The following is an 18,465-nucleotide window of genomic DNA, read 5'->3' as shown; positions in this document are numbered from 1 at the left end:
GCGCGGGCTTTTCGCCAGACCGAGGATGGGTCTGCCGGCACGCTGGCCGTCTCTGCCGATCTTGGTCCCGTACGACAAGGTAGATATTCCATGATGGAACGCTCTTCGGACACGCCCCCGACGCTGTCCGCCACACCACACGAAGCCCACGTGTGGCTGCTCCAGACACAATACCCCGAACTCACCCTCAAGCAGGTCACGGTCTGGCGCCTGAACGAGGCGTTCGAGCGCTCCCGGCTGGAAGCCGCGCTCGGTGCCGTGATCGACAGCCTGCCGGCACTCAATGCGCGCTACCGGTTCGACGAGGAGGGCGATCTGCTCAAGCTGGCCGGTCAGCACTGGCGCGACTGCGTGCAAGTGTGGCAGGTGTCGGGCGAAACGCAGGCCCGCGAACGGCTGCTGGCCCTGCAGGCACGGCCCTGGGAGCCGGCCGGCGAACCCCCGTTCGCCGCACTGATCGTCGAGACCGGCGACAGTCTACTGCTGGCGTTCGTGCTGCACCCTGTGCTCGATCCCGTCTGCCGAGCCGACGACCTGTACCGCATGACCCTGAACGCCTATGCCGGCCAGCCGGTCGGGCAGCCCAACCTGCCGTGGCTTGAGGCCAGGCGAGAGGCGTCGCACGCCGACGCGCAGGTGCCCGCTGCCGCGCCGCAGACGTCCTCGCAGGCGCACGTCGAGGCCCTGATCCTCGACGAGTTCCGCCAGGCGCTGGCCGAACCGGGCATGACCGCCAACGACGATTTCTTCGATTTCGGCGGGCATTCGCTGCTGGCCACGCGTATCGTCGGACGGCTCGCCGGCACCCATGGCGTGCAGGTGCGCTTCAACGATTTCTTCAGCGCCTCGTCGGCGGCGGCCCTCGCGGCGCGGGCGCAACGGGCCGAGGCGGGGAGCGACGACACCGCCTTCCGGTCGTCGGACGATGTCGCCGAGGCGCCGTTCGCGCCGGCCCAGGCTTCGCTTGGGCGCGCCTACCAAGCCTTCGACTTCGGCACGATCTTCAACCTGCCGTTCGCCATGGAATTTCTCGAGCCGGTGGACGAAGCGGTGCTGGAACAGGCCTTCACCGACCTGGTGCAGCGTCATGCCAGCCTGCGCACCACGTACCACTTCGACACGCCGACGCCTTGCCAGCGGCAGGTCCCGATCCAGCAGCTGGGCCAGTACACCTGGTTCTGGTCCAGCCTGCGCAGCCAGGGCGTGACCCTGGCCAGCGAGGCTGCTCACTGCTTCGACCTGTCCCGCGAACTGCCCCTGCGCGTGCGCGTGCTGCGCGACCCACGCACGGGTCACCAGCAGTTGTCGCTGCTGGTGCACCACATGGCCATCGACGAGTGGTCGCTCAACGTGATGATGCAGGAGCTGGCCCAGGCGTACGCCGCCAGGGCCGCCGACCGCGTACCTGTCTGGGCGGCACCGGCGCCGGCATTCCAGGCCTATGCCCAGCAGGCCAGTGCCCGCGGGATCGACCCTCGACACCTGGCGTACTGGACCGACCTGCTGCGCGATGTCACGCCCGGCCTGCAGTTGCCTGCGGTCACGTCGGGAACGGAGGCGAGCATAGCGCCAGCGCAGGGCGCAGGCTCGACCGATGCGCGCTGGTTCGAGATCCAGCCCGACCAGGCCACCGTCGACGGTTTGCACACCTTCGCCCGACAGAACGACGCGTCGCTGTTCGGCGTGCTCTACACCGGGATCGCTCTGGCGCTGCACAAGGTAGGTGATCTGCGCGAACTGGTGATCGGCACCTCGGCATCGGGACGTACCGACCCGGCCTACTACGACACCGTGGGTTACTTCACCACCATGGTCGCGCACCCGGTGCGCTTCGAACCCCGCCAGCCGGTCGGCGAACTGATCGAGGGTGTCAGCCGCTTGATCAACGACTCCATGGCCTATGCCGATGTGCCGATGGAGCAGATCCAGCAGGCGCTCGGGCGTACGCCGGAGCAGGGCCTGCTGTTCGACGTGTACATCCAGATCCATGCCAGCAACGCGCTCAATGGCGCCTTGTCCACACCGGCAGGCGAGGCGATCCCTTACCGGCAGATCGACCCGGACAAGAGCCAGTCGATGTTCGGCATTCAATTCGAGATCCTGGAAAACGTCCTGGACGGCAAGCGCTCGCTGCGCCTGGTGGTGACCTACCTGACGGCGCGCTACAGCGAAGCGCAGATGGCCTGTGTGCGCCAGGCGATCGAACGCGTGTTCGCGGCGTTCACCCGTGACGAGACGGCCGCCCTGTCGGTGCAGCACGTCATGGCGTAAACCACGGGACACCTCCTGCCCCTGTCGGCGTTCGCAGCCGACAGGGGCAGGGGTCAGGCGTCGTGCATGCCGTAGTGCTGGAACGACGAGCGTCGGGGCAGCCGGTAATGCGCCCGCCCCAGCAGTCTGTTGACGATGGTCGCGTTGCGAATGGCGGCGATGCCCAGGTCGGGCGAGCCGACCCCATGCTGGAAGATCTCGGCGTTCTGCACGAAGAGGCGGCCCACGCCCTCGTCGCGGCGGCGTGCGGTGAAGTCCTCATCGACGATGCAGTCACCGTGGGTGTCGGTGGCCAGCACGTCTTCCTTGAGCCGTTCGAACCAGGCCGGCCAGGCATGGGCGTAACCCGTGGCGGCCACGAGGGCATCGGCCTGCAGGGTACTGGTCCGTTCCAGTTCGCGGTGGCGGTAGGTCAGGCGCAGCGTGCCATCGACCTGGTCGACGCGTTCGATTTCGCAGTTCGACAGCAAGGTCAGGCCAGGCTCGATCCCGCCGATGGAGCGTTCGTAGATCAGGTCGTAGATGGCCGCGATCGTCGAGAAACTGATGCCTTTGTACAACAGACCCTGGTCAGCGACGATGTCCCGGCGCCGCTCGCGCGGCAGGCTGTGGAAATAACGCATGTAGGCCGGCGTGAAACATTCCTGCCCAAGCTTGGAGTACTCCATCGGGTGGAAGCCTGGCGAGCGGGTGATCCAGCGGATCGAGGCCCCGGCGGCCACCTGTTCGGGCGTCAGCTCGCTGAACAGGGCCAGTACGCATTCGGCGGCACTCTGGCCCGACCCGACCACCGTGACCTGCTTGCAGGACGCCAGCTCGGCGCGGCGCTTGCCGAATTCGGCCGAGTGCAGGATCGGCGCGGGGCCGTTCAGGCGCGCCCACTGCGGCAGGATCGGCGCGGTGCCCACGCCAACGGCCAGGTGCCGGCTGCGGTAGTGGCGCTTGAAGCCGGACAGCGACTGGGTCTCGATCCGGAAGTACTCGCCATCGGCCTCGTAGTGCACGTCACTGACGTGCTCGCCGAAGCGGCAGGTGTGCAGTTGCTGGGAGGCCCAGCGGCAATAGTGATCGTACTCGCGGCGCGGAACCTGGAAGTGATCGTAGTAATAGAAGCCGTAGAGGCGATCGTGCTGATGCAGGTAGTTCAGGTAGCTCAGGCGATGGGTCGGGTCGGCCATGGTCACCAGGTCGGCGAGGAAGGGCACCTGCAAGGTGGTGCCTGACAGCAGCAAGCCTTCGTGCCAGCGGAACTCGGGCTTGCGTTCGAGAAAGGTCGCGCTCAGGGTGGGCTGGTCTTCCAGCAGCGCAGCCAGTCCCAGGTTGAAAGGCCCCAGGCCAATACCGGTGATGTCTACCAGGGGTGTGTCGTTCATGCGATCCCTCTCCTTAGGTGGGTCGGTGTGCGTACCGACCTGTCGTGGTCGGTACGCCCGTGACGTCGATGTCTGATGGGTCATGCGCGCGCGTCGGCCAGCAGGCGCTCCACGTCCTGCGCATCGCGACAGCGCAGCAACTGGGCCGGTGACAGGCTGACCGAAAAGCGCTGGCGCAACCCGGCCGCGACGGCTTTGAGGTGCTGGGGGCGCAGGCCCAGGCTGAGGAAGCTCGTCGACGCGTCCGTCGTGTGACCGGGCGGCAGTGCCAGGACCTGGGCGTAGACGTCCAGTACCGGATGGCCTTGCGCCGGGTGGGCCGTGGCAGGTGTGGCGGCTTCCAGCCACTGGCGCGCGGTGGGGCGGTCGGGCTTGCCGTTCTGCGACAAGGGAAGCGCCGTCACGGGCAGCAAGCGGGTCGGCACGTGCGAGTCGGGCAGGTGCTGGCGGGCATGGGCACGCAGCTCGGCCAGGCCCGGCGTGGCGCCTTCGGCGCAGACGTACAGGGCGCCGATGCACAGGTCGTCCGTCCCCGGCGCACGGTGGTCGACCACCAGCACCTGGCGCAGTGCCGGGTGGCTGGCCAAGGCGGCCTCGACATCGGGCAGCGACACGCGCACGCCGCGGATCTTCACGTAGCCGTTGACTCGGCTGTCGAACAGCAGCACGCCGTCCTCGCGGTAGCGGCCGCAGTCACCGGTGCGGAAAGCCCGTACCGGTTCGCCGCGCTCATCGGTGACCGTGACGAAGTCGGTCTGCCGCAGCTGGCCGTCTTGCAGGTAGCCCAGCGCCAGGTTGACGCCGGCCGTGTGGATGCGGCCCACCACGCCGACCGGGCAGTGCTCGCCCTGGGCATCGAGCACCAGGTAACGGTTGCCGGGCAAGGGCCGGCCATAGGGCACCTGGCCCTGGTCCTGCGCGGTGATCGCGTGCCAGATGCTCCAGATCGTGGTTTCCGTCGGCCCGCCCAGGGACACCAGGCGCGCGTGCGGCAAGCGGGCGCGCAGCTCGGCGATGACTGCCGGCTTGAGGTAGTCGCCGCCTTGGGCGATCAGGCGCAGGCTGTGCATCGTGTGCGTGCCACGGCAGGCCAGCAGCATGTCGAGCATGGCCGGGACCGAGCACCACAGGCTGACCTGATGACGTGCGATCAGCGCGTGCCAGCGCAGCGCGTCCTTTTCCTCGTCGGCGAGCGGCAGCACCAGCGTGGCACCGGCCGCGAGGCTGCCGAACACGTCGAACACCGACATGTCGTGGTGCAGCGGCGTCACCGACAGCAGGACATCCTCGGCGGTCACGGCCCAGTCGGCGAGCGTGTGGCCGATCACATTGGCGGTGGCGCGGTTGTTCAGCACCACGCACTTGGGCTGGCCGGTGGTGCCGGACGTGTAGAGGTAGTAGGCCGGCGCCTCGCTGAGCGACAGGTCCGGCAGGTCGGCGGGAAGCGGGGCGGACGTGGCCAACAGCCTTTCGACGTCGCTCGCCGGATGCCCATGGGCGTCGCCGTCGGCCAGCACCACCAGCGCCGGCTGGCAGTTGTTCAGCAGGTATTGGCGGCGCTGGGCCGGTGCGGCGGCGTCGATCGGCACCCAGACGAGGCCGGTGAGGGCGCACGCCAGGGTCAGGGTGGTGTGCGCCGGCCCGCGCGGCAGGCAGATCGCCACGACCTGGCCCGGCCTCAGGCCACGGGCGTGCAAGGCCGCAATGGCGCGCGCCACCTGTTCGCCCAACGCGGCATAGCTGAGTGTTCGCTCGCCGCTGATCAAGGCCGGCGCCGCGTTGTCAGGGTCGAACAGTCGGCGTGCGATCTGCTGCAGGAAAGGCGCCTCGCAGGCTTCGTCCAGCGGACTGTTGAGCCGATAGTGGTCGGTATCGACCACGGTGCCGGGCATGATCGCGAACTCGCCCTCGCTGACGATCCAGCGCAAGGTGCGTGTCAGGGCTTGCAGCATGGCCTTCACACAGGCAGGCGACACGGCTTCGATGGCGTGGTCGATGTCCAGCAGCAGGTCGCCATTGGCGTCGCGCGAGAAGCGCACGTCCAGCGCCACCTGCGGGGTCTGCGTCAGGCCACCCGTCAGACGCAGGGGGCTGCCCGCCGGCAGCGTCGGCCAGGACAAACCGTTGGTGATCACCACCGGCAGCACCGGGCCGGGACCATGACGCTCGAACAACAGGCGCGCCAGGTCAACGCCCGAGAACGCCAGGTGCTGCAGCCCTTCGAGCACGTCGGTCTGCAGCGCGGCCGCGCGTTCGGCGAAGGCGCCCGATGCCCTGGCCCAGTTGATCGCCAGAAAGCTCGAGCGATTGGCCAGGGCGGCATCGCTCGGCGGCGCCACCGGCATGGCCACGCACAGGTCGCCGTCGCGCAGCCAGTGCGACAGCACCTCCAGCACGACCGCGGTCAAGGTGGCGTGGTTGAACAGCCCATGGCGGGCGCCCAGTCGGCACAGCGCGGTGAAGTCCGCCTTGGGCAGACGCAGGCCCTGGCGCTGATAGCGCGACTGACCGATCTGCTCCAGCGGACGTGCCCAGGGCAGGCGCGGAACGCCGGTCACCGACGCTAGCTTGTGGGTCCAGTAGTCCGCGTCGGCCTGTCGCTGTTCGGGTGTCGGTACGGCGTCCTGGGGCGGCATGGGCGCAGCGGGAACGTCGGCCGCCTGGCCTCCCAGCAGTTCCACCAGCAGCGCGGCGATGGCGCGGCCATCGACGATCAGCGCGTCCAGGCGGGCGAAGACGACCTGCTCGTTCGCTGCCAGGTGGAATACCGTCACGTTCCAGGGCGACCGGTCCAGCGCGAAATGCGCGTGGGCGTAGGCCTCGCGTCGGGCCGCGATGGCGTCGAGAGCCTCGGCCATGGGCAGGTGCGAGAGGTCGACCTCGTCGAGGTTGAGCACCATGTCCGGGTGCTCGAACTGGACGCGGCCGTGCGCGTCGATGTGCGTGCGCAGGCTGGGATGCTGCTGCACCATCTGTATCAGACGCGCGCGCAGGGCCGTGACCTCCAGCGTGCCGCGGTATTCGCGAAATTCCTGCATGGCCACGCCGCCGAGCGGCACTTGCGTCCCCCGGCCCAGCAGGTAGGCCTGTTGCAGCGGGTTGAGCGGGCGCTCGTGGGGGCGCTCTGGCAGCGGCCGCGACAGGGCCTCGGGCGTGGTGCTCACCGTGCGCACCAACGTCATGAAACGGTCGAACAGCTGCGCGACCCAGGCACGCGGCAGCGCATCCAGGCGCACGTCCCAGTTGATCAGGATACCGTCGTCGGCGCGGGCGACCTGGACATCCAGGGCCACCTGCGGCCCTTGGGAGATCGTCCACACGAGCGAGCCGAAGAGCCGGTGCACCCGGGGCGAGAACAAGGGGCCGTCGGGCAGGTCGAGTGCGGCAGTGAACACGACCGGTGCCAAGTGTGGCGAGCCGTGATGGCGCGACAGTTCACGCATCAGGTCGACCCCCGACCAGGCGCTGTGTTCGAGCCGTTCGATCAGTTGCTCGGCCAGTTGCTGGCACAGCGCCGCCGGGTGCGCGGCAGCCTCCAGGTCGACATCGACGATCAGCACGTTGGCGAACTCGCCGACGATGCGCTCCACGTGCTCGACCAGCGGCGCGCGCCAGAAGCTCGGCACGTTCAGGCGCAGCCGGCGATCGCCGGTGTGTGCCCCCAGGACCGTGGCGAACAGGCCCAGCATCAGCGTCGAGAGGCTGACGCGCTGTTCACGGGCCAGGCCTTGCAAGGCCTGGCCCTGTGCCGGGGTCAGCCAGGCGTGCCAGCGTTCGCTGTGGGCCCGTGGCGGGCGAGGGCTGTCGAGCCGTGGCAGGCTCGGTGCTGGCGCGATCCGGTCCAGGCGCTGGCGCCACCACGCACGGTCACGCTCGCGGGCGGCACTGAGCGCCGGGTCGTGACGAGCGGCGTCCCACCAGTCGAAGAAGCTGGGCACGGTCGGCCAGGCCGTCTCGGGGGTCTCGGTGTCGTAGGCCATGGCCAGGTCCTCGATCAGCACCCGAAGGCTCGAGGGGTCGACGGCGATCATGTCGGCATCGATGTGCAGGCGGGTGCGTCGGTCGGGCAGGCGGGTCAGCCCCACGCGCACGCCAGGCCGATGGCGCAGGTCCAGCTGCTGGTGGGTCCAGCGGTCACGTTTGCGGGCCAGGTGCGCGGCCGCCTGCTCGGCGGGAATCGTGCGCAGGTCTTCCACCTCGAGCGCCGGGCCGGCGTCCAGTGGGGCAATGGCCTGCTCACCGTCGGCGGTCAGCCGCAGGCGCAGCATGGGGTGGCGGCGAGAGACCTGTGCCAACGCCTGCTCCAGGCGTTCGACCTCCAGGGCAGGGCCCTCGAACTCGACGTACAGGTGCGCCGCCACGTTCCCCAGTTCGGCGGAGGCGGACCGTCCGCTCCAGCAGGCGGCCTGCATCGACGTCAATGTTTTCATGACTCACGAGTTCCTTGTGATTGACAAACCAAACATAATGTCGTCACGTATTAAAAACGATTCGTGTTTAGATTTAAACAATTTGTTAAGCTTTTGCAGGGAGGCAAGTCGTTCGATGAGCACAGCCACGCTCAAGGCTCCGCATTGGGGGCAGTTACAAGCGGTTGAAAATAATCAGGTTTTTTCTTTCGTCTCAGGTGAGCGCGAACTGCTCTGCTCGGGCATCGCGCGCCGTATCGAGACGCCAGCAGGTCATGGCGAGCAGGCACGCCACGCGTTTTCTCAGGCGGTCGCTGGCGCATTCGAGCAAGCACGTCAGGCCGGTCAGGCCAACCCGATCGTCGTGGGCGCCCTTCCGTTCGATGCGGGCGAGCCCTCGTGCCTGTTCGTGCCCGAGCATGCCCAGTGGCGTCCGCTCACCCCGGTCAGCGACCCTGCGCTCAAGGCATTGCCAAGCCTGCTCGAGCAGCGGCCCTGCCCTGATGCGCAGGCCTTCAAGCGTTCGGTCGAGCATGCGCTGGTCAACTTCCAGCTCAGCGACGTGCGCAAGGCGGTGCTCTCGGTGCAACGCGAGCTGGTGTTCGCCGAGCCGGTGAGCGTCGAGGCCGTGCAGCACAACCTGCGCGTGCAGAACCCGGTCGGGTATCACTTCCGGGTGCCCATGCCCGACGGCGCGACCTTGCTGGGGGTCAGCCCCGAGTTGCTGGTGCGCAAGGAGGGCACGCGCTTCGTCTCCAACCCCCTGGCAGGTTCGGCGATGCGCATGGCCGATGCCGACGCCGACCGGCGCAGCGCCGACGCCTTGGCGGCCTCGGACAAGGACCACCACGAGCACCGCTTCGTCACCGAGGATATCGCGGCGCGCATCGGTGAACTGTGCACCGCGCTGGACGTGCCGGCACGGCCCTCGCTGATCAGCACACCCGCGCTCTGGCACCTGTCCACGCGCATCGAAGGCACCTTGGCCGACCCCACCGTCGACGCGCTGCAGCTGGCCTGCCGCCTGCACCCGACGCCAGCGGTGTGCGGCCATCCCACCGAGCGGGCCCGGCACCTGATCCGCTTCGTCGAGTCTGCCGAACGCGGCCTGTTCACCGGCATGGTCGGGTGGTGCGATGCCCAAGGCAACGGGGAGTGGGTGGTGACCATCCGTTGCGGCACCTTCAAGGGCGAGCGCGTACGGCTGTTCGCGGGCGCTGGCATCGTCGACAGCTCGCAACCCGACGCCGAATGGACCGAAGTGCAGACCAAGCTGCGCACCATGCTGCGGGCCTGTGGCCTGGCCCATTGATTTCAACGTTTCCGGAAAAACGACCCATGACCCTCGATTTCACCCCCTGGCCCGCCGAACGGGCGCAACGCTACCGTGACAGCGGCTACTGGCTCGACCAGCCTCTGACCCGGATCCTGACCGACCGTTGCCAGGTCGCCCCGGACGCACCGGCGGTCCTCTGCGGCGAGCGCCGTTTCACCTACGCCGACCTGGACCGGCTGTCGTCCAACCTGGCTTCGCGCCTGGCGGAGCAGGGCCTGGGCCTGGGCGACACGGCGCTGGTCCAGCTGCCCAACCTGGCCGAGTTCTACCTCGTGCTGTTCGCCCTGCTCAAGACCGGGATCGTCCCGCTCAACGCGCTGTACAGCCACCGCAAGCTGGAGCTGACCGCCTATGCTCGGCAGATCCGTCCAGCCGTACTGATCGGCTCGCGCGAGCACCCGTTCTTTCAGGACGACACCTACCGTGAAGCCCTGGCCCAGTGCGGGGCACAGCCACGCCTGAGCCTGTTCCTGCACGCTACCGCAGCCGACGAGAGCCTGCAGGACTGGCTCGAGCGCCCCAGCGAGCGCCCGGTCGCCCTGACCCCGACACCGGCCGGGGACGTGGCGCTGTTCCAGCTGTCCGGCGGCAGCACCGGCACGCCCAAGCTCATCCCGCGCACCCATAACGACTACCACTACAACGCCCGCGCCTGCGCCGAGGTGTGCGCGCTCAGCGCCGAGACGCGCTTTCTCTGCGCGGTGCCGGCACCGCACAACTTCCTGCTCAGCTCGCCCGGCGCGCTCGGCGTGTTCCATGCCGGTGGCTGCGTGGTGATGGCGGCGAACCCCGAGCCGGCCACCTGCTTCGGTCTGGTGCAGCGCCATGCGGTCAACACCGTGGCCCTGGTACCAAGTGCCGTCGCCCTCTGGCTACAGGCCGCGCCCCAGCACCGCGAGCAGTTGGCCTCGCTGCGCTACCTGCAAGTGGGCGGCGCGGTCTTCGCCGACTCGTTGGCGCGCCAGGTGCCCAGCGTGCTGGGCTGCCAGTTGCAGCAGGTGTTCGGCATGGCCGAAGGGCTGATCAACTTCACCCGGCTGGACGACAGCGACGAGCAGATCTTCACCACCCAAGGCCGACCCATCAGCCCGGCGGACGAGATCAAGATCGTCGATGCCTCCGGAGTACCAGTGCCGCCCGGGCAGACCGGCATGCTGGCCACACGCGGCCCGTACACCTTCTGCGGTTACTACGACAGCCCCGAGCAGAACGCCAGTGCCTTCGACGCGGACGGCTTCTACTACTCGGGCGACCTGGTGCAGCTCACCCCCAGCGGCGACCTGCGGGTGGTCGGGCGCATCAAGGACCAGGTCAACCGTGGCGGCGAGAAGATCGCCTCCGAGGAGATCGAAAACCTGATCGTGCTGCACCCGGACGTCACCCACGCCGGCCTGGTGGCCATGCCGGACGACGCGCTGGGAGAAAAGAGCTGCGCCTTCGTGGTGGCCCGCGACCCGGCCCTCAAGCCGTCGGCATTGCGTCGGCATCTGCTCGAACTGGGGATCGCCGAGTACAAGCTGCCCGACCGTATCCGCCTGATCGAGCGCATGCCGCTGACCCCGGTCGGCAAGATCGACAAGCAGCGCCTGCGCCATCTGCTGACGGTGGACACCACGCGCACCTGGTTGCAGAACCGCCTGCGCCAGCTGATCGAGGACGGCGAGACGCTCGATCCGCAGGAAAACCTGATCTTCTACGGACTGGATTCGTTGAGCGTGATGAAGCTGGCCGCCGAACTCAAGGCCCGCGGGGTCGAGGTGAGCTTCGAGGAGCTGGCCCGCTCGCCCACCCTCGACCAATGGTGGGCGCTGGTCGAGTCGCGCCAGAAGGCCGCCTGACGCCACAGGCCTGATGCCGGTCGTGCCTTCGTCAGGCACGACCGGCGGGTTCATTCAAGGGAGTTGAACATGATCCTGACCCACGAGGACCAACGCCGACTGGATGCGTTCTGGCAGCATTGCCTGGAAAACCAGTACTTCAACATCGGCTATCCGGAAAACGCCGACTTCGACTATGCGCCGCTGCACCGCTTCTTCCGGTTCTCCATCAACAACTGCGGCGACTGGGGCGAATCGAGCAACTACGTGCTCAATTCCTTCGATTTCGAGCGCGAGGTGATGGCGCAGTTCGCCGAACTGTTCCGTATACCGCTCGCCGACAGCTGGGGCTACGTGACCAACGGCGGCACCGAGGGCAACATGTTCGGCTGCTACCTGGCCCGCGAGCTGTTCCCGGACGGCACGCTGTACTACTCCAGGGACACCCACTATTCGGTGGCCAAGATCGTCAAGCTGCTGCGCATCCCATGCCGCGCGGTCGAGTCCTTGCCCAATGGCGAGATCGACTACCAGGACCTGTTCGACAAGGTGGTGGCCGATGGCGAGCGTCATCCGATCATCTTCGCCAACATCGGCACCACCGTGCGCGGTGCCGTGGACGACATCGTCCGGATCCAGCAACTGATGGCGCAGGCCGGCATCGCCCGCGAGGACTACTACCTGCACGCCGACGCGGCGCTCAGCGGCATGATCCTGCCCTTCGTCGACCGGCCGCAGCCGTTCACCTTCGCCGACGGCATCGACTCGATCTGCGTGTCGGGGCACAAGATGATCGGCTCGCCGATCCCCTGCGGCATCGTGGTGGCCAAGCGCGAGAACGTCGAGCGGATTTCGGTGGAGGTCGACTACATCGCCGCGCAGGACAAGACCATCAGCGGTTCGCGCAACGGGCACACGCCGATGATCCTGTGGGCCGCGCTGCGCAGCCATTCGCCGACGCAATGGCGCCGGCGCATCCGGCGCAGCCTGGAGGCGGCCCAGTACGCGGTGGAGCGCCTGCAGGCCGGGGGCATCGCCGCCTGGCGTCACGACAACTCGATCACCGTGGTCTTCCCACGGCCCTCGGCCGCCATTGCCCGCGACTACAGCCTGGCCACCTCGGGCGAGGTCGCGCACCTGATCACCACGCCGCACCATGAGGACCGCAGTCGGCTGGACGCGCTGATCGACGCCTTGATCGCCGAGCATCGCGCCCAGACCCGGCCGCCCTATGCCGAGCGTGTCGCCTCGGCTGGCCGACGCCTGGCGGCGGGTCGAGCGGCCACGGCCCAGTTCGACGTCATCTGATCTCTTTCACTGTTCGAGGAACCCACCATGTCCGACCTCAAGGCGCCTGACGCCTGCACTAGCCTGTCCGATATCCGGGCCGGCATCGACTTTCACGACCGGCAGATCTTCGAAGCGCTGTGCCAGCGCCTGCAGTACGTGAAGGCCGCGACCCAGTTCAAGCCGAACGAACAGGCGATTCCGGCGCCCGAGCGGGTGGCGGCGATGCTCGAAGACCGTCTGGCGTGGGCTGCCGGCACCGAGCTGGAGCCTGCCTTCGTGCGCACGCTGTACACCACCATCATCCACTGGAACATCGACCGCCAGATCGCCCACTGGCGTTCGATCCATGGCATGCCGGAGACGGATCCGGCGCCATGACCGCCGGTTGCCTGCGGGCATGGCGGCCACAGCCCCCTCAGATCAGGCCTGAATCCGGAACTGCTTGACCAGTCGGTTCAGCTCCACCGCCAGGCGCGACAGCTCGGAGGTGGCGATCGCCGTCTGGCCGGCACCTTCCGATGCCTGGCTGGACAGGTCACGGATGCTGATCAGGCCCCGGTCCACCTCGCGGGCCACTTGCGCCTGCTCTTCCGAGGCCGTGGCGATCAGGACGTTGCGTTCGGTGATGTCGCCGATCGACTCGGTGATCTCCACCAGCGCACTGCCAGCGCCTTGGGCGGTGTCGCGGGTCTTCTGCGCCTGGGTGTTGGTATGGTCCATCGCCAAGACGGCGGCTTCGGTGCCTTTCTGGATCGAGCTGATCATCTGCTCGATCTCGCTGGTCGACTGCTGGGTCCGGTGGGCCAGGGCGCGGACCTCGTCGGCCACTACCGCAAAGCCTCGTCCGGCCTCGCCGGCACGGGCGGCCTCGATCGCGGCATTGAGCGCGAGCAGGTTGGTCTGTTCGGCGATCGCCCGGATGACGTCCAGCACCCGGCTGATGTCGGTGGCCATGCTGGCCAGGCCCTGGACTTCGTGGGAGGCGTCCTGGACGCGCGCGACCATCAGGTTGATGGCCTGCACGGTCTCGTCGACGCGTTCGCGACCAGACACTGCGGCCTCGTTGGAGCGGTTGGCAGCGTCCGAGGCGGCCGAGGCGTTGCGCGCGACCTCTTCGACGGCGGCGCTCATCTCGGTGACGGCGGTCGCGGCCATTTCCACTTCGTGGTTCTGACGGACCATGCCCTTGCTGGCGTCCTCGGTCACCGCGTGCATCTGCTCGGACGTGGAGGCCAGCTGGTTGGAGGAGTCGGAGATCGACGCCAAGGTCGTGCGCAGGCCTTGTTGCATGGCCTTCAGTGCCTGGATGAGCCGGGCCACTTCGTCATGCCCCTGGGCCTCGATGACTTCGCTCAGGTCGTTGGCCGCGATGCGCTCGGCGATGGCCAGCGACTGGCTGATCGGCGCGGTGAGGCTGCGGGTGTAGAGCAGGGCGAGCACGATGGCTGCCAGCGTGCCGACCAGGATGAACGCGATGACGATGAAGGTGGCCTGCTCGTAGGTACGGGTGGCGTCTTCACCGGCCTTCCTGGCCTTGTCGTTGTTCAGCTGGATCAGGTCCTTGATGTCGTCGGCCACGGTGTCGGCGGCCTGCTTCATCGGGCCGCTGGCCAGGGTGACGGCTTCGTCCAGGCTGCCAGCGGCGATCAAGGCAAGATACTGATCCTGAGAGTGTTCGTAGGTGGTGAAGTGCTGCGACATCTCGCCGAACTGCTGCTTGCCGGCCGGCGTGACGATGAAACGCTCCAGTTGTGCCAGCAGCTCGACCACGTTGGCGCGGGCCTTGCGCACGTCCGCCAGTGCCTGGGCCTTGCGGCTTTCAGGTTCGACAGGGTTGCGCAACCGGGCGTTGTCGCCGCGGATGCTGACGAACTCCCGGTCGATCGTGCCCAGCAAGGCGATGCTGGGCAGCACGTTGGTTTCCACGAACTTTTCGGAATCGTTCAGGCTCGAGGCCTGCTTGAGGGCGATCAACCCCAGCGCGATGATCATCACGCAGAAGAAGCCGAAGCAGAGGATGGAGCGGGGGGCGAGGTTGAGCTTGCGTAAGGACATGGCGTGAACCCTGGGCGTTTTACATACACTCGGCCTGCCCCTGGCGATCTTTAGGGGTTGCCTATCGTCACCATTGATTTCCTTGATCCACGTCACGGTTTTTTTGACATGGCGTTGACGTCTTCTCACGAGGCTGGCGCCTAACCTTCGCGTCACCCAACCCAGGGATCCGAGCGAGCAGGTGAGCCTTGACCAGAAACGTGATGAAGCATTGCACCGCCCGACGTGACGTCGGGGCGCCAGGGCCGTACCTCCCCAGTCGGGGTATGGCCGTCCTGCTGACGCTGGTCTTGATCGGCGGGTGCCAGAGCATGTCCGAACGGCTGCTTGCCGAAGGCTATCCACCGCCGTTCGTCGACGGGTTCACCGATGGCTGCGCCAGTGGCCGCCATGCGGCGGGCGAACTGGACGATTTTCGCAAGAACGTGCCGGCCTACCTGCAGCAACCGACCTATGCCCTGGGCTGGGACGACGGGTTTCGCCAGTGCCAGGCGCGCGCCGACAGCGAAACCGAACGACGCCTGGCGCGTGACAGCGAAGCCGATCGGGCCTGGCGGCATGGCAAGGACCAGGCGTGGGGCCAGGCCTTGAGGCCGTCGTCACGCACGCCATGAAGGCGCGAAGGGATGAGAGGTCGTGTGTTCACCGCCAGCGCGTGATCGACGGCGTCGAGGGTCAGGGAGGAGGGGGGTGCTGGCGTGCAGGTTCGCCATCGAGGAGCGTCTTCATGTCTTGCAGAACAGAATCGGCGACGCTGAGCATTCGACGCGTCGACGGCGGTCCGGTCCACGGCAGGCCGCTGCGCCGTGCGCATTTTCTGGTCACGTCGCCGGCCTGGTGCACGGCCGATGACGGTGTGTTCGCAACGCCCGCGTCAGCGGCGGGAGACCCGCACGGCGCGCTCAGTGATCCATTGAAGCACTCGCTGGCGCTCGCCGGAGAAGGCTACGGCGTCGTTGCCAGCGCGCTGTTCGTCTCGATCACCGACACCGGCCGTGCACGCATCCTGGGCCGGATGAATGCCGCCGCCTGGCGGCAATGGATCGGCCGCGCAGCAGGCTGAACATGCCGCTCGGGCAGAGTCCCACGCCTGCCCGCCACGCCCCGAAGGTCTGTCAGCCCGGCGTGACGTCCGGCTGAACGTCGGTCGCCAGCCGCGGGCGGGTCTTGCCGTGCCAGGCGAAGGCCAGCACCATCGCCAGGCCCAGGGCGGCCACGCCCGCGCCGGCCAGCGAGATGGCCGGGTAGCCCCAGCCGGCCTTGATCACCGCACCGCCCAGGGCAGCGCCCACCGCATTGCCCAGGTTGAAGGCGCCGATGTTGACGGCCGAGGCCAGGTTGGGGGCGTCCTTGGCCGCTTCCATCACCCGCATCTGCAGCGGAGGCACCAAGGCGAAGCTGGCGACACCCCAGACCAGGATGGCCACGGCGGCCGGCAGCGGCCAGCGCATCAGCACGGTGAAGGCCAGCAGCACCACGATCAGCACGCTCAACGAGGCGATCAATGTCCGGTCGATGGAGCGGTCCGCCGCCTTGCCACCCCAGAGGTTGCCCAGGGTCAGGCCGATCCCGAACAGCACCAGCATGGCCGTGACGAACAGGGTCGAGGCCTGGGTCTCACGGGTCAGGATCGGTGCGATGTAGGTAAATACGGTGAACATGGCGCCCGAGCCGACCACGGTCAGTGCCAGCGCCGCCAGCACCGGGCCACGACCCAGCACGCGCAGCTCGGCCAGCACGCCGTCGCTGGGCGGCAGGGCCACGTTGGGCAGGGCGAACCAGAGCGCGGCCATGGTCAGCACGCCCAGCCCGGAAATGCCCCAGAACGCCTGGCGCCAACCAAGCAGCTCACCGAACCAGGTGGCCAGCGGCACGCCGCCGATGGTCGCCAGCGTCAGCCCCATGAACATGGCCGCCACCGCCCCGGCCCGTTTGTCGGGTGCCACCACGCTCGCGGCTACCAACGCCCCGACGCCGAAAAAGGCGCCGTGGTTGAGCGAGGTCACCACGCGGGCGATCAGCAGGCTGGTGTAGTCGGTCGCCAGGGCCGACATCACGTTGCCCAGGGTGAAGATGGCCATCAGGCCGATCAGCAGGTAGCGGCGGGGAATGCGGCCCGTGGTCAGGGTCATGAGTGGCGCACCGATCAGCACGCCGAGCGCGTAGGCACTGATCAGCAGGCCGGCCGCCGGGATAGAGACACCCAGGTCCGCGGCGATGCCGGGCAACATGCCCATAGGCGCGAACTCGGTGACGCCGATGCCGAAGGCACCGGTGGCCAAGGCCAGAAGAGGGGGGTTGATACGCATGTGGACAGCTCCTTATCTATGCGGCGAATGCTAAGCTAACGCCCACGATGCCGGTAGTCGGTCATTTTGGTATGCACCTGTGCGTGGGAGGCACGAATGGACCTGGGTGGACGGTCAGGAGAAATGGTCGTGTTCGACCGTGTGGTACAGGAAGGCAGCCTGTCGGCGGCCGCACGGGCGCTGCACGTGACGCCCTCGGCCATCAGTCGCTCCCTCGCGCGCACCGAACAGCGTCTGGGCACCCGCCTGCTGCTGCGCACGACCCGCGCCATCGCCCTGACTGCCGAGGGCGAGGCCTACCTGCGCGCCGCGCGGCGCATCCTGGCGGACCTGGCCGAAGTGGAGGAGGCCATCGCCGACCAGGGCGTGCCGCAAGGGCGACTGAGGGTCAGCGCCGCGCTCGGCCATGGCCGCAAGACCATCGTGCCGCTGGTGGCGGCGTTCAGCGCCCGCTACCCGAACATCGTGGTGGACCTGGCCCTGGGCGACGAGGTGGTCGACATCCTGGCCGGGCAGGCCGATGTGGCGATCCGTTTCGGCCAGTTGGCCGACAGCCCGCTCACCGCGCGCTACCTGGGCGTCACCGGCCAGGTGGTGGTGGCTTCGCCCGGCTACCTGGCCCGCCATGGCACCCCGCGCACGCCTGAAGACCTGCTGCAGCACAACTGCCTGCGCTTCAACTTCCGCCGCGCCGAGCCGGACTGGCCCTTCGTGCGCGACGGCCAGGCGTTTTCCCTGAAGGTCTCCGGTAACATCCAGTGCAACAGCGGCGAAGCGTTGGCCCAGCTCGCCCGGGAAGGCGCCGGCATCGCCCGTATAGGCGCCTTCAGTGTGGCCGACGACCTGCGCAGTGGCGTGCTCGTGCCACTGCTGGAAGCCTGGAACCCAGGCGATCAGGAACCCATCCATGCCGTTTTCGTCGGCGGCGCGGCGATGCCGGCGCGGGTGCGGGTGTTTGTGGATTTCCTGATGACGCATCATCGTTGGTGAGCAGAGAACGCGCAGAGTGCGTTGCAAGCGTGTTCAGGAGGCGACCGATCCATCACCGCGGCGTAGCTACGGGTGAGCGGCCCCTGTGCCGCGATTGGGCCCGGCGGGCCCATGAAATCAGCCCCTCCCTATACCAGGCCAACGCGTACTGACAGCACGACATAGCGGCTTTTGCCAACGCACAGCCTCCATCGAACTCGCTGATGCGATAGCCTGATCACCACTGGTCGCCACCCCACGCAATCCATTCAACCACTCCAGACCTATGGCAGTCTGTTGCTTGCACCCAGCCATCCTGGAGACAGCCATGAACGACATCACTCTGCGAAACGCCATCACCGCCTGGCGCCTGCTGCTGGAGGACGACAGCTACCGCCTGGACTGGCCGGACGATTACCACGCCACCCTCATCGATCGCGCCGATGAAATGAAAGCCAGCGGCCTGATCGGCGAGCAGGATTGGCAACTGCTCAAGGATGCCGCCGACACGGCCCTGCAACAGACCCGTGCCTCGCTCGAACAACAGCAGCGCGATTGCCTGAGCATTCGCAAGCTGCGCTTGCCCAGCGTCGAGTGAGCAGCCCGTTTCTGCTATCGACGGCGAGGTGCCAGTAC

The 18,465-nt window shown here is 67.7% G+C and carries 13 protein-coding genes and 1 pseudogene; 9 read left to right on the top strand and 5 right to left on the bottom strand.

Annotated features, from left to right (window positions below; all coding sequences use genetic code 11):
* The first annotated feature begins 90 nt into the window (after positions 1-90).
* Positions 91-2,271, top strand: coding sequence for a condensation domain-containing protein (locus G7007_RS00220; protein WP_181098501.1), 2,181 nt, complete (start codon positions 91-93; stop codon positions 2,269-2,271).
* Positions 2,272-2,324: 53 nt separating this feature from the next.
* Here G7007_RS00220 and basC read toward each other — a convergent pair whose 3' ends face one another.
* On the bottom strand, positions 2,325-3,644 hold the full coding sequence (gene basC, locus G7007_RS00215) for a putative histamine N-monooxygenase (protein ID WP_181098500.1): 1,320 nt from the start codon (positions 3,642-3,644) through the stop codon (positions 2,325-2,327).
* An 80-nt stretch (positions 3,645-3,724) separates the two neighbouring features.
* Entirely contained in the window at positions 3,725-8,074 is a 4,350-nt protein-coding gene (locus tag G7007_RS00210; protein WP_181098498.1) for an amino acid adenylation domain-containing protein, read from the bottom strand.
* A gap of 115 nt (positions 8,075-8,189) precedes the next feature.
* On the opposite strand from G7007_RS00210, the gene G7007_RS00205 reads away from it, so the two are divergent.
* The 4 genes from G7007_RS00205 (at position 8,190) to G7007_RS00190 (ending at position 12,874) form a co-directional block, all read left to right on the top strand.
* Positions 8,190-9,365, top strand: a complete 1,176-nt coding sequence (locus tag G7007_RS00205) for an isochorismate synthase (RefSeq protein ID WP_181098496.1) — start codon at positions 8,190-8,192, stop codon at positions 9,363-9,365.
* 26 nt (positions 9,366-9,391) lie between these two features.
* Positions 9,392-11,227: a (2,3-dihydroxybenzoyl)adenylate synthase gene (locus G7007_RS00200; protein WP_181098495.1), complete on the top strand. Its 1,836-nt coding sequence runs from the start codon at positions 9,392-9,394 to the stop codon at positions 11,225-11,227.
* 69 nt (positions 11,228-11,296) lie between these two features.
* Positions 11,297-12,514: a histidine decarboxylase gene (locus tag G7007_RS00195; RefSeq protein WP_181098493.1), complete on the top strand. Its 1,218-nt coding sequence runs from the start codon at positions 11,297-11,299 to the stop codon at positions 12,512-12,514.
* Between the two features lie 27 nt (positions 12,515-12,541).
* Positions 12,542-12,874, top strand: coding sequence for an isochorismate lyase (locus G7007_RS00190; protein WP_181098492.1), 333 nt, complete (start codon positions 12,542-12,544; stop codon positions 12,872-12,874).
* A gap of 42 nt (positions 12,875-12,916) precedes the next feature.
* Here G7007_RS00190 and G7007_RS22455 read toward each other — a convergent pair whose 3' ends face one another.
* Together G7007_RS22455 and G7007_RS22450 are read right to left on the bottom strand one after the other, a co-directional pair.
* On the bottom strand, positions 12,917-13,651 hold the full coding sequence (locus G7007_RS22455; protein WP_375139469.1) for a methyl-accepting chemotaxis protein: 735 nt from the start codon (positions 13,649-13,651) through the stop codon (positions 12,917-12,919).
* Between the two features lie 129 nt (positions 13,652-13,780).
* Positions 13,781-14,551 (bottom strand): annotated as a pseudogene (locus G7007_RS22450) (MCP four helix bundle domain-containing protein); the annotation flags it as partial.
* 203 nt (positions 14,552-14,754) lie between these two features.
* Here G7007_RS22450 and G7007_RS00180 point away from each other — a divergent pair.
* Together G7007_RS00180 and G7007_RS00175 are read left to right on the top strand one after the other, a co-directional pair.
* The gene (locus G7007_RS00180) at positions 14,755-15,165 is read left to right on the top strand and encodes a hypothetical protein (protein WP_308852272.1); all 411 of its coding nucleotides are present in this window, start codon (positions 14,755-14,757) and stop codon (positions 15,163-15,165) included.
* Between the two features lie 113 nt (positions 15,166-15,278).
* The gene (locus tag G7007_RS00175) at positions 15,279-15,614 is read left to right on the top strand and encodes a hypothetical protein (protein ID WP_181098488.1); all 336 of its coding nucleotides are present in this window, start codon (positions 15,279-15,281) and stop codon (positions 15,612-15,614) included.
* A gap of 52 nt (positions 15,615-15,666) precedes the next feature.
* Here G7007_RS00175 and G7007_RS00170 read toward each other — a convergent pair whose 3' ends face one another.
* On the bottom strand, positions 15,667-16,860 hold the full coding sequence (locus tag G7007_RS00170) for an MFS transporter (RefSeq protein WP_181098486.1): 1,194 nt from the start codon (positions 16,858-16,860) through the stop codon (positions 15,667-15,669).
* 96 nt (positions 16,861-16,956) lie between these two features.
* Between G7007_RS00170 and G7007_RS00165 the strand changes: the two genes are divergently transcribed.
* A complete protein-coding gene (locus tag G7007_RS00165) occupies positions 16,957-17,850 on the top strand; it encodes a LysR family transcriptional regulator (protein WP_181098484.1) in 894 nt (297 codons plus the stop codon).
* Between the two features lie 307 nt (positions 17,851-18,157).
* Entirely contained in the window at positions 18,158-18,427 is a 270-nt protein-coding gene (locus G7007_RS00160; RefSeq protein WP_181098482.1) for a hypothetical protein, read from the top strand.
* The last annotated feature ends 38 nt before the right edge of the window (positions 18,428-18,465 follow it).

Origin of the sequence: Pseudomonas entomophila (genome assembly GCF_013523125.1) — a bacterium.
In the GTDB taxonomy this organism is placed as follows: domain Bacteria; phylum Pseudomonadota; class Gammaproteobacteria; order Pseudomonadales; family Pseudomonadaceae; genus Aquipseudomonas; species Aquipseudomonas entomophila_B.
Note: the sequence above shows the minus strand (reverse complement) of the source record. Positions and strands in the feature narration are given on the sequence as shown.

Bases quoted from the DNA above. Each gene is read 5' to 3' on its own strand.
- G7007_RS00220 (WP_181098501.1), top strand. From the start codon at position 91: ATGATGGAACGCTCTTCGGACACGCCCCCGACGCTGTCCGCCACACCA.
- basC (WP_181098500.1), bottom strand. From the start codon at position 3,644: ATGAACGACACACCCCTGGTAGACATCACCGGTATTGGCCTGGGGCCT.
- G7007_RS00210 (WP_181098498.1), bottom strand. From the start codon at position 8,074: ATGAAAACATTGACGTCGATGCAGGCCGCCTGCTGGAGCGGACGGTCC.
- G7007_RS00205 (WP_181098496.1), top strand. From the start codon at position 8,190: ATGAGCACAGCCACGCTCAAGGCTCCGCATTGGGGGCAGTTACAAGCG.
- G7007_RS00200 (WP_181098495.1), top strand. From the start codon at position 9,392: ATGACCCTCGATTTCACCCCCTGGCCCGCCGAACGGGCGCAACGCTAC.
- G7007_RS00195 (WP_181098493.1), top strand. From the start codon at position 11,297: ATGATCCTGACCCACGAGGACCAACGCCGACTGGATGCGTTCTGGCAG.
- G7007_RS00190 (WP_181098492.1), top strand. From the start codon at position 12,542: ATGTCCGACCTCAAGGCGCCTGACGCCTGCACTAGCCTGTCCGATATC.
- G7007_RS22455 (WP_375139469.1), bottom strand. From the start codon at position 13,651: ATGGCCGCGACCGCCGTCACCGAGATGAGCGCCGCCGTCGAAGAGGTC.
- G7007_RS00180 (WP_308852272.1), top strand. From the start codon at position 14,755: ATGAAGCATTGCACCGCCCGACGTGACGTCGGGGCGCCAGGGCCGTAC.
- G7007_RS00175 (WP_181098488.1), top strand. From the start codon at position 15,279: ATGTCTTGCAGAACAGAATCGGCGACGCTGAGCATTCGACGCGTCGAC.
- G7007_RS00170 (WP_181098486.1), bottom strand. From the start codon at position 16,860: ATGCGTATCAACCCCCCTCTTCTGGCCTTGGCCACCGGTGCCTTCGGC.
- G7007_RS00165 (WP_181098484.1), top strand. From the start codon at position 16,957: ATGGACCTGGGTGGACGGTCAGGAGAAATGGTCGTGTTCGACCGTGTG.
- G7007_RS00160 (WP_181098482.1), top strand. From the start codon at position 18,158: ATGAACGACATCACTCTGCGAAACGCCATCACCGCCTGGCGCCTGCTG.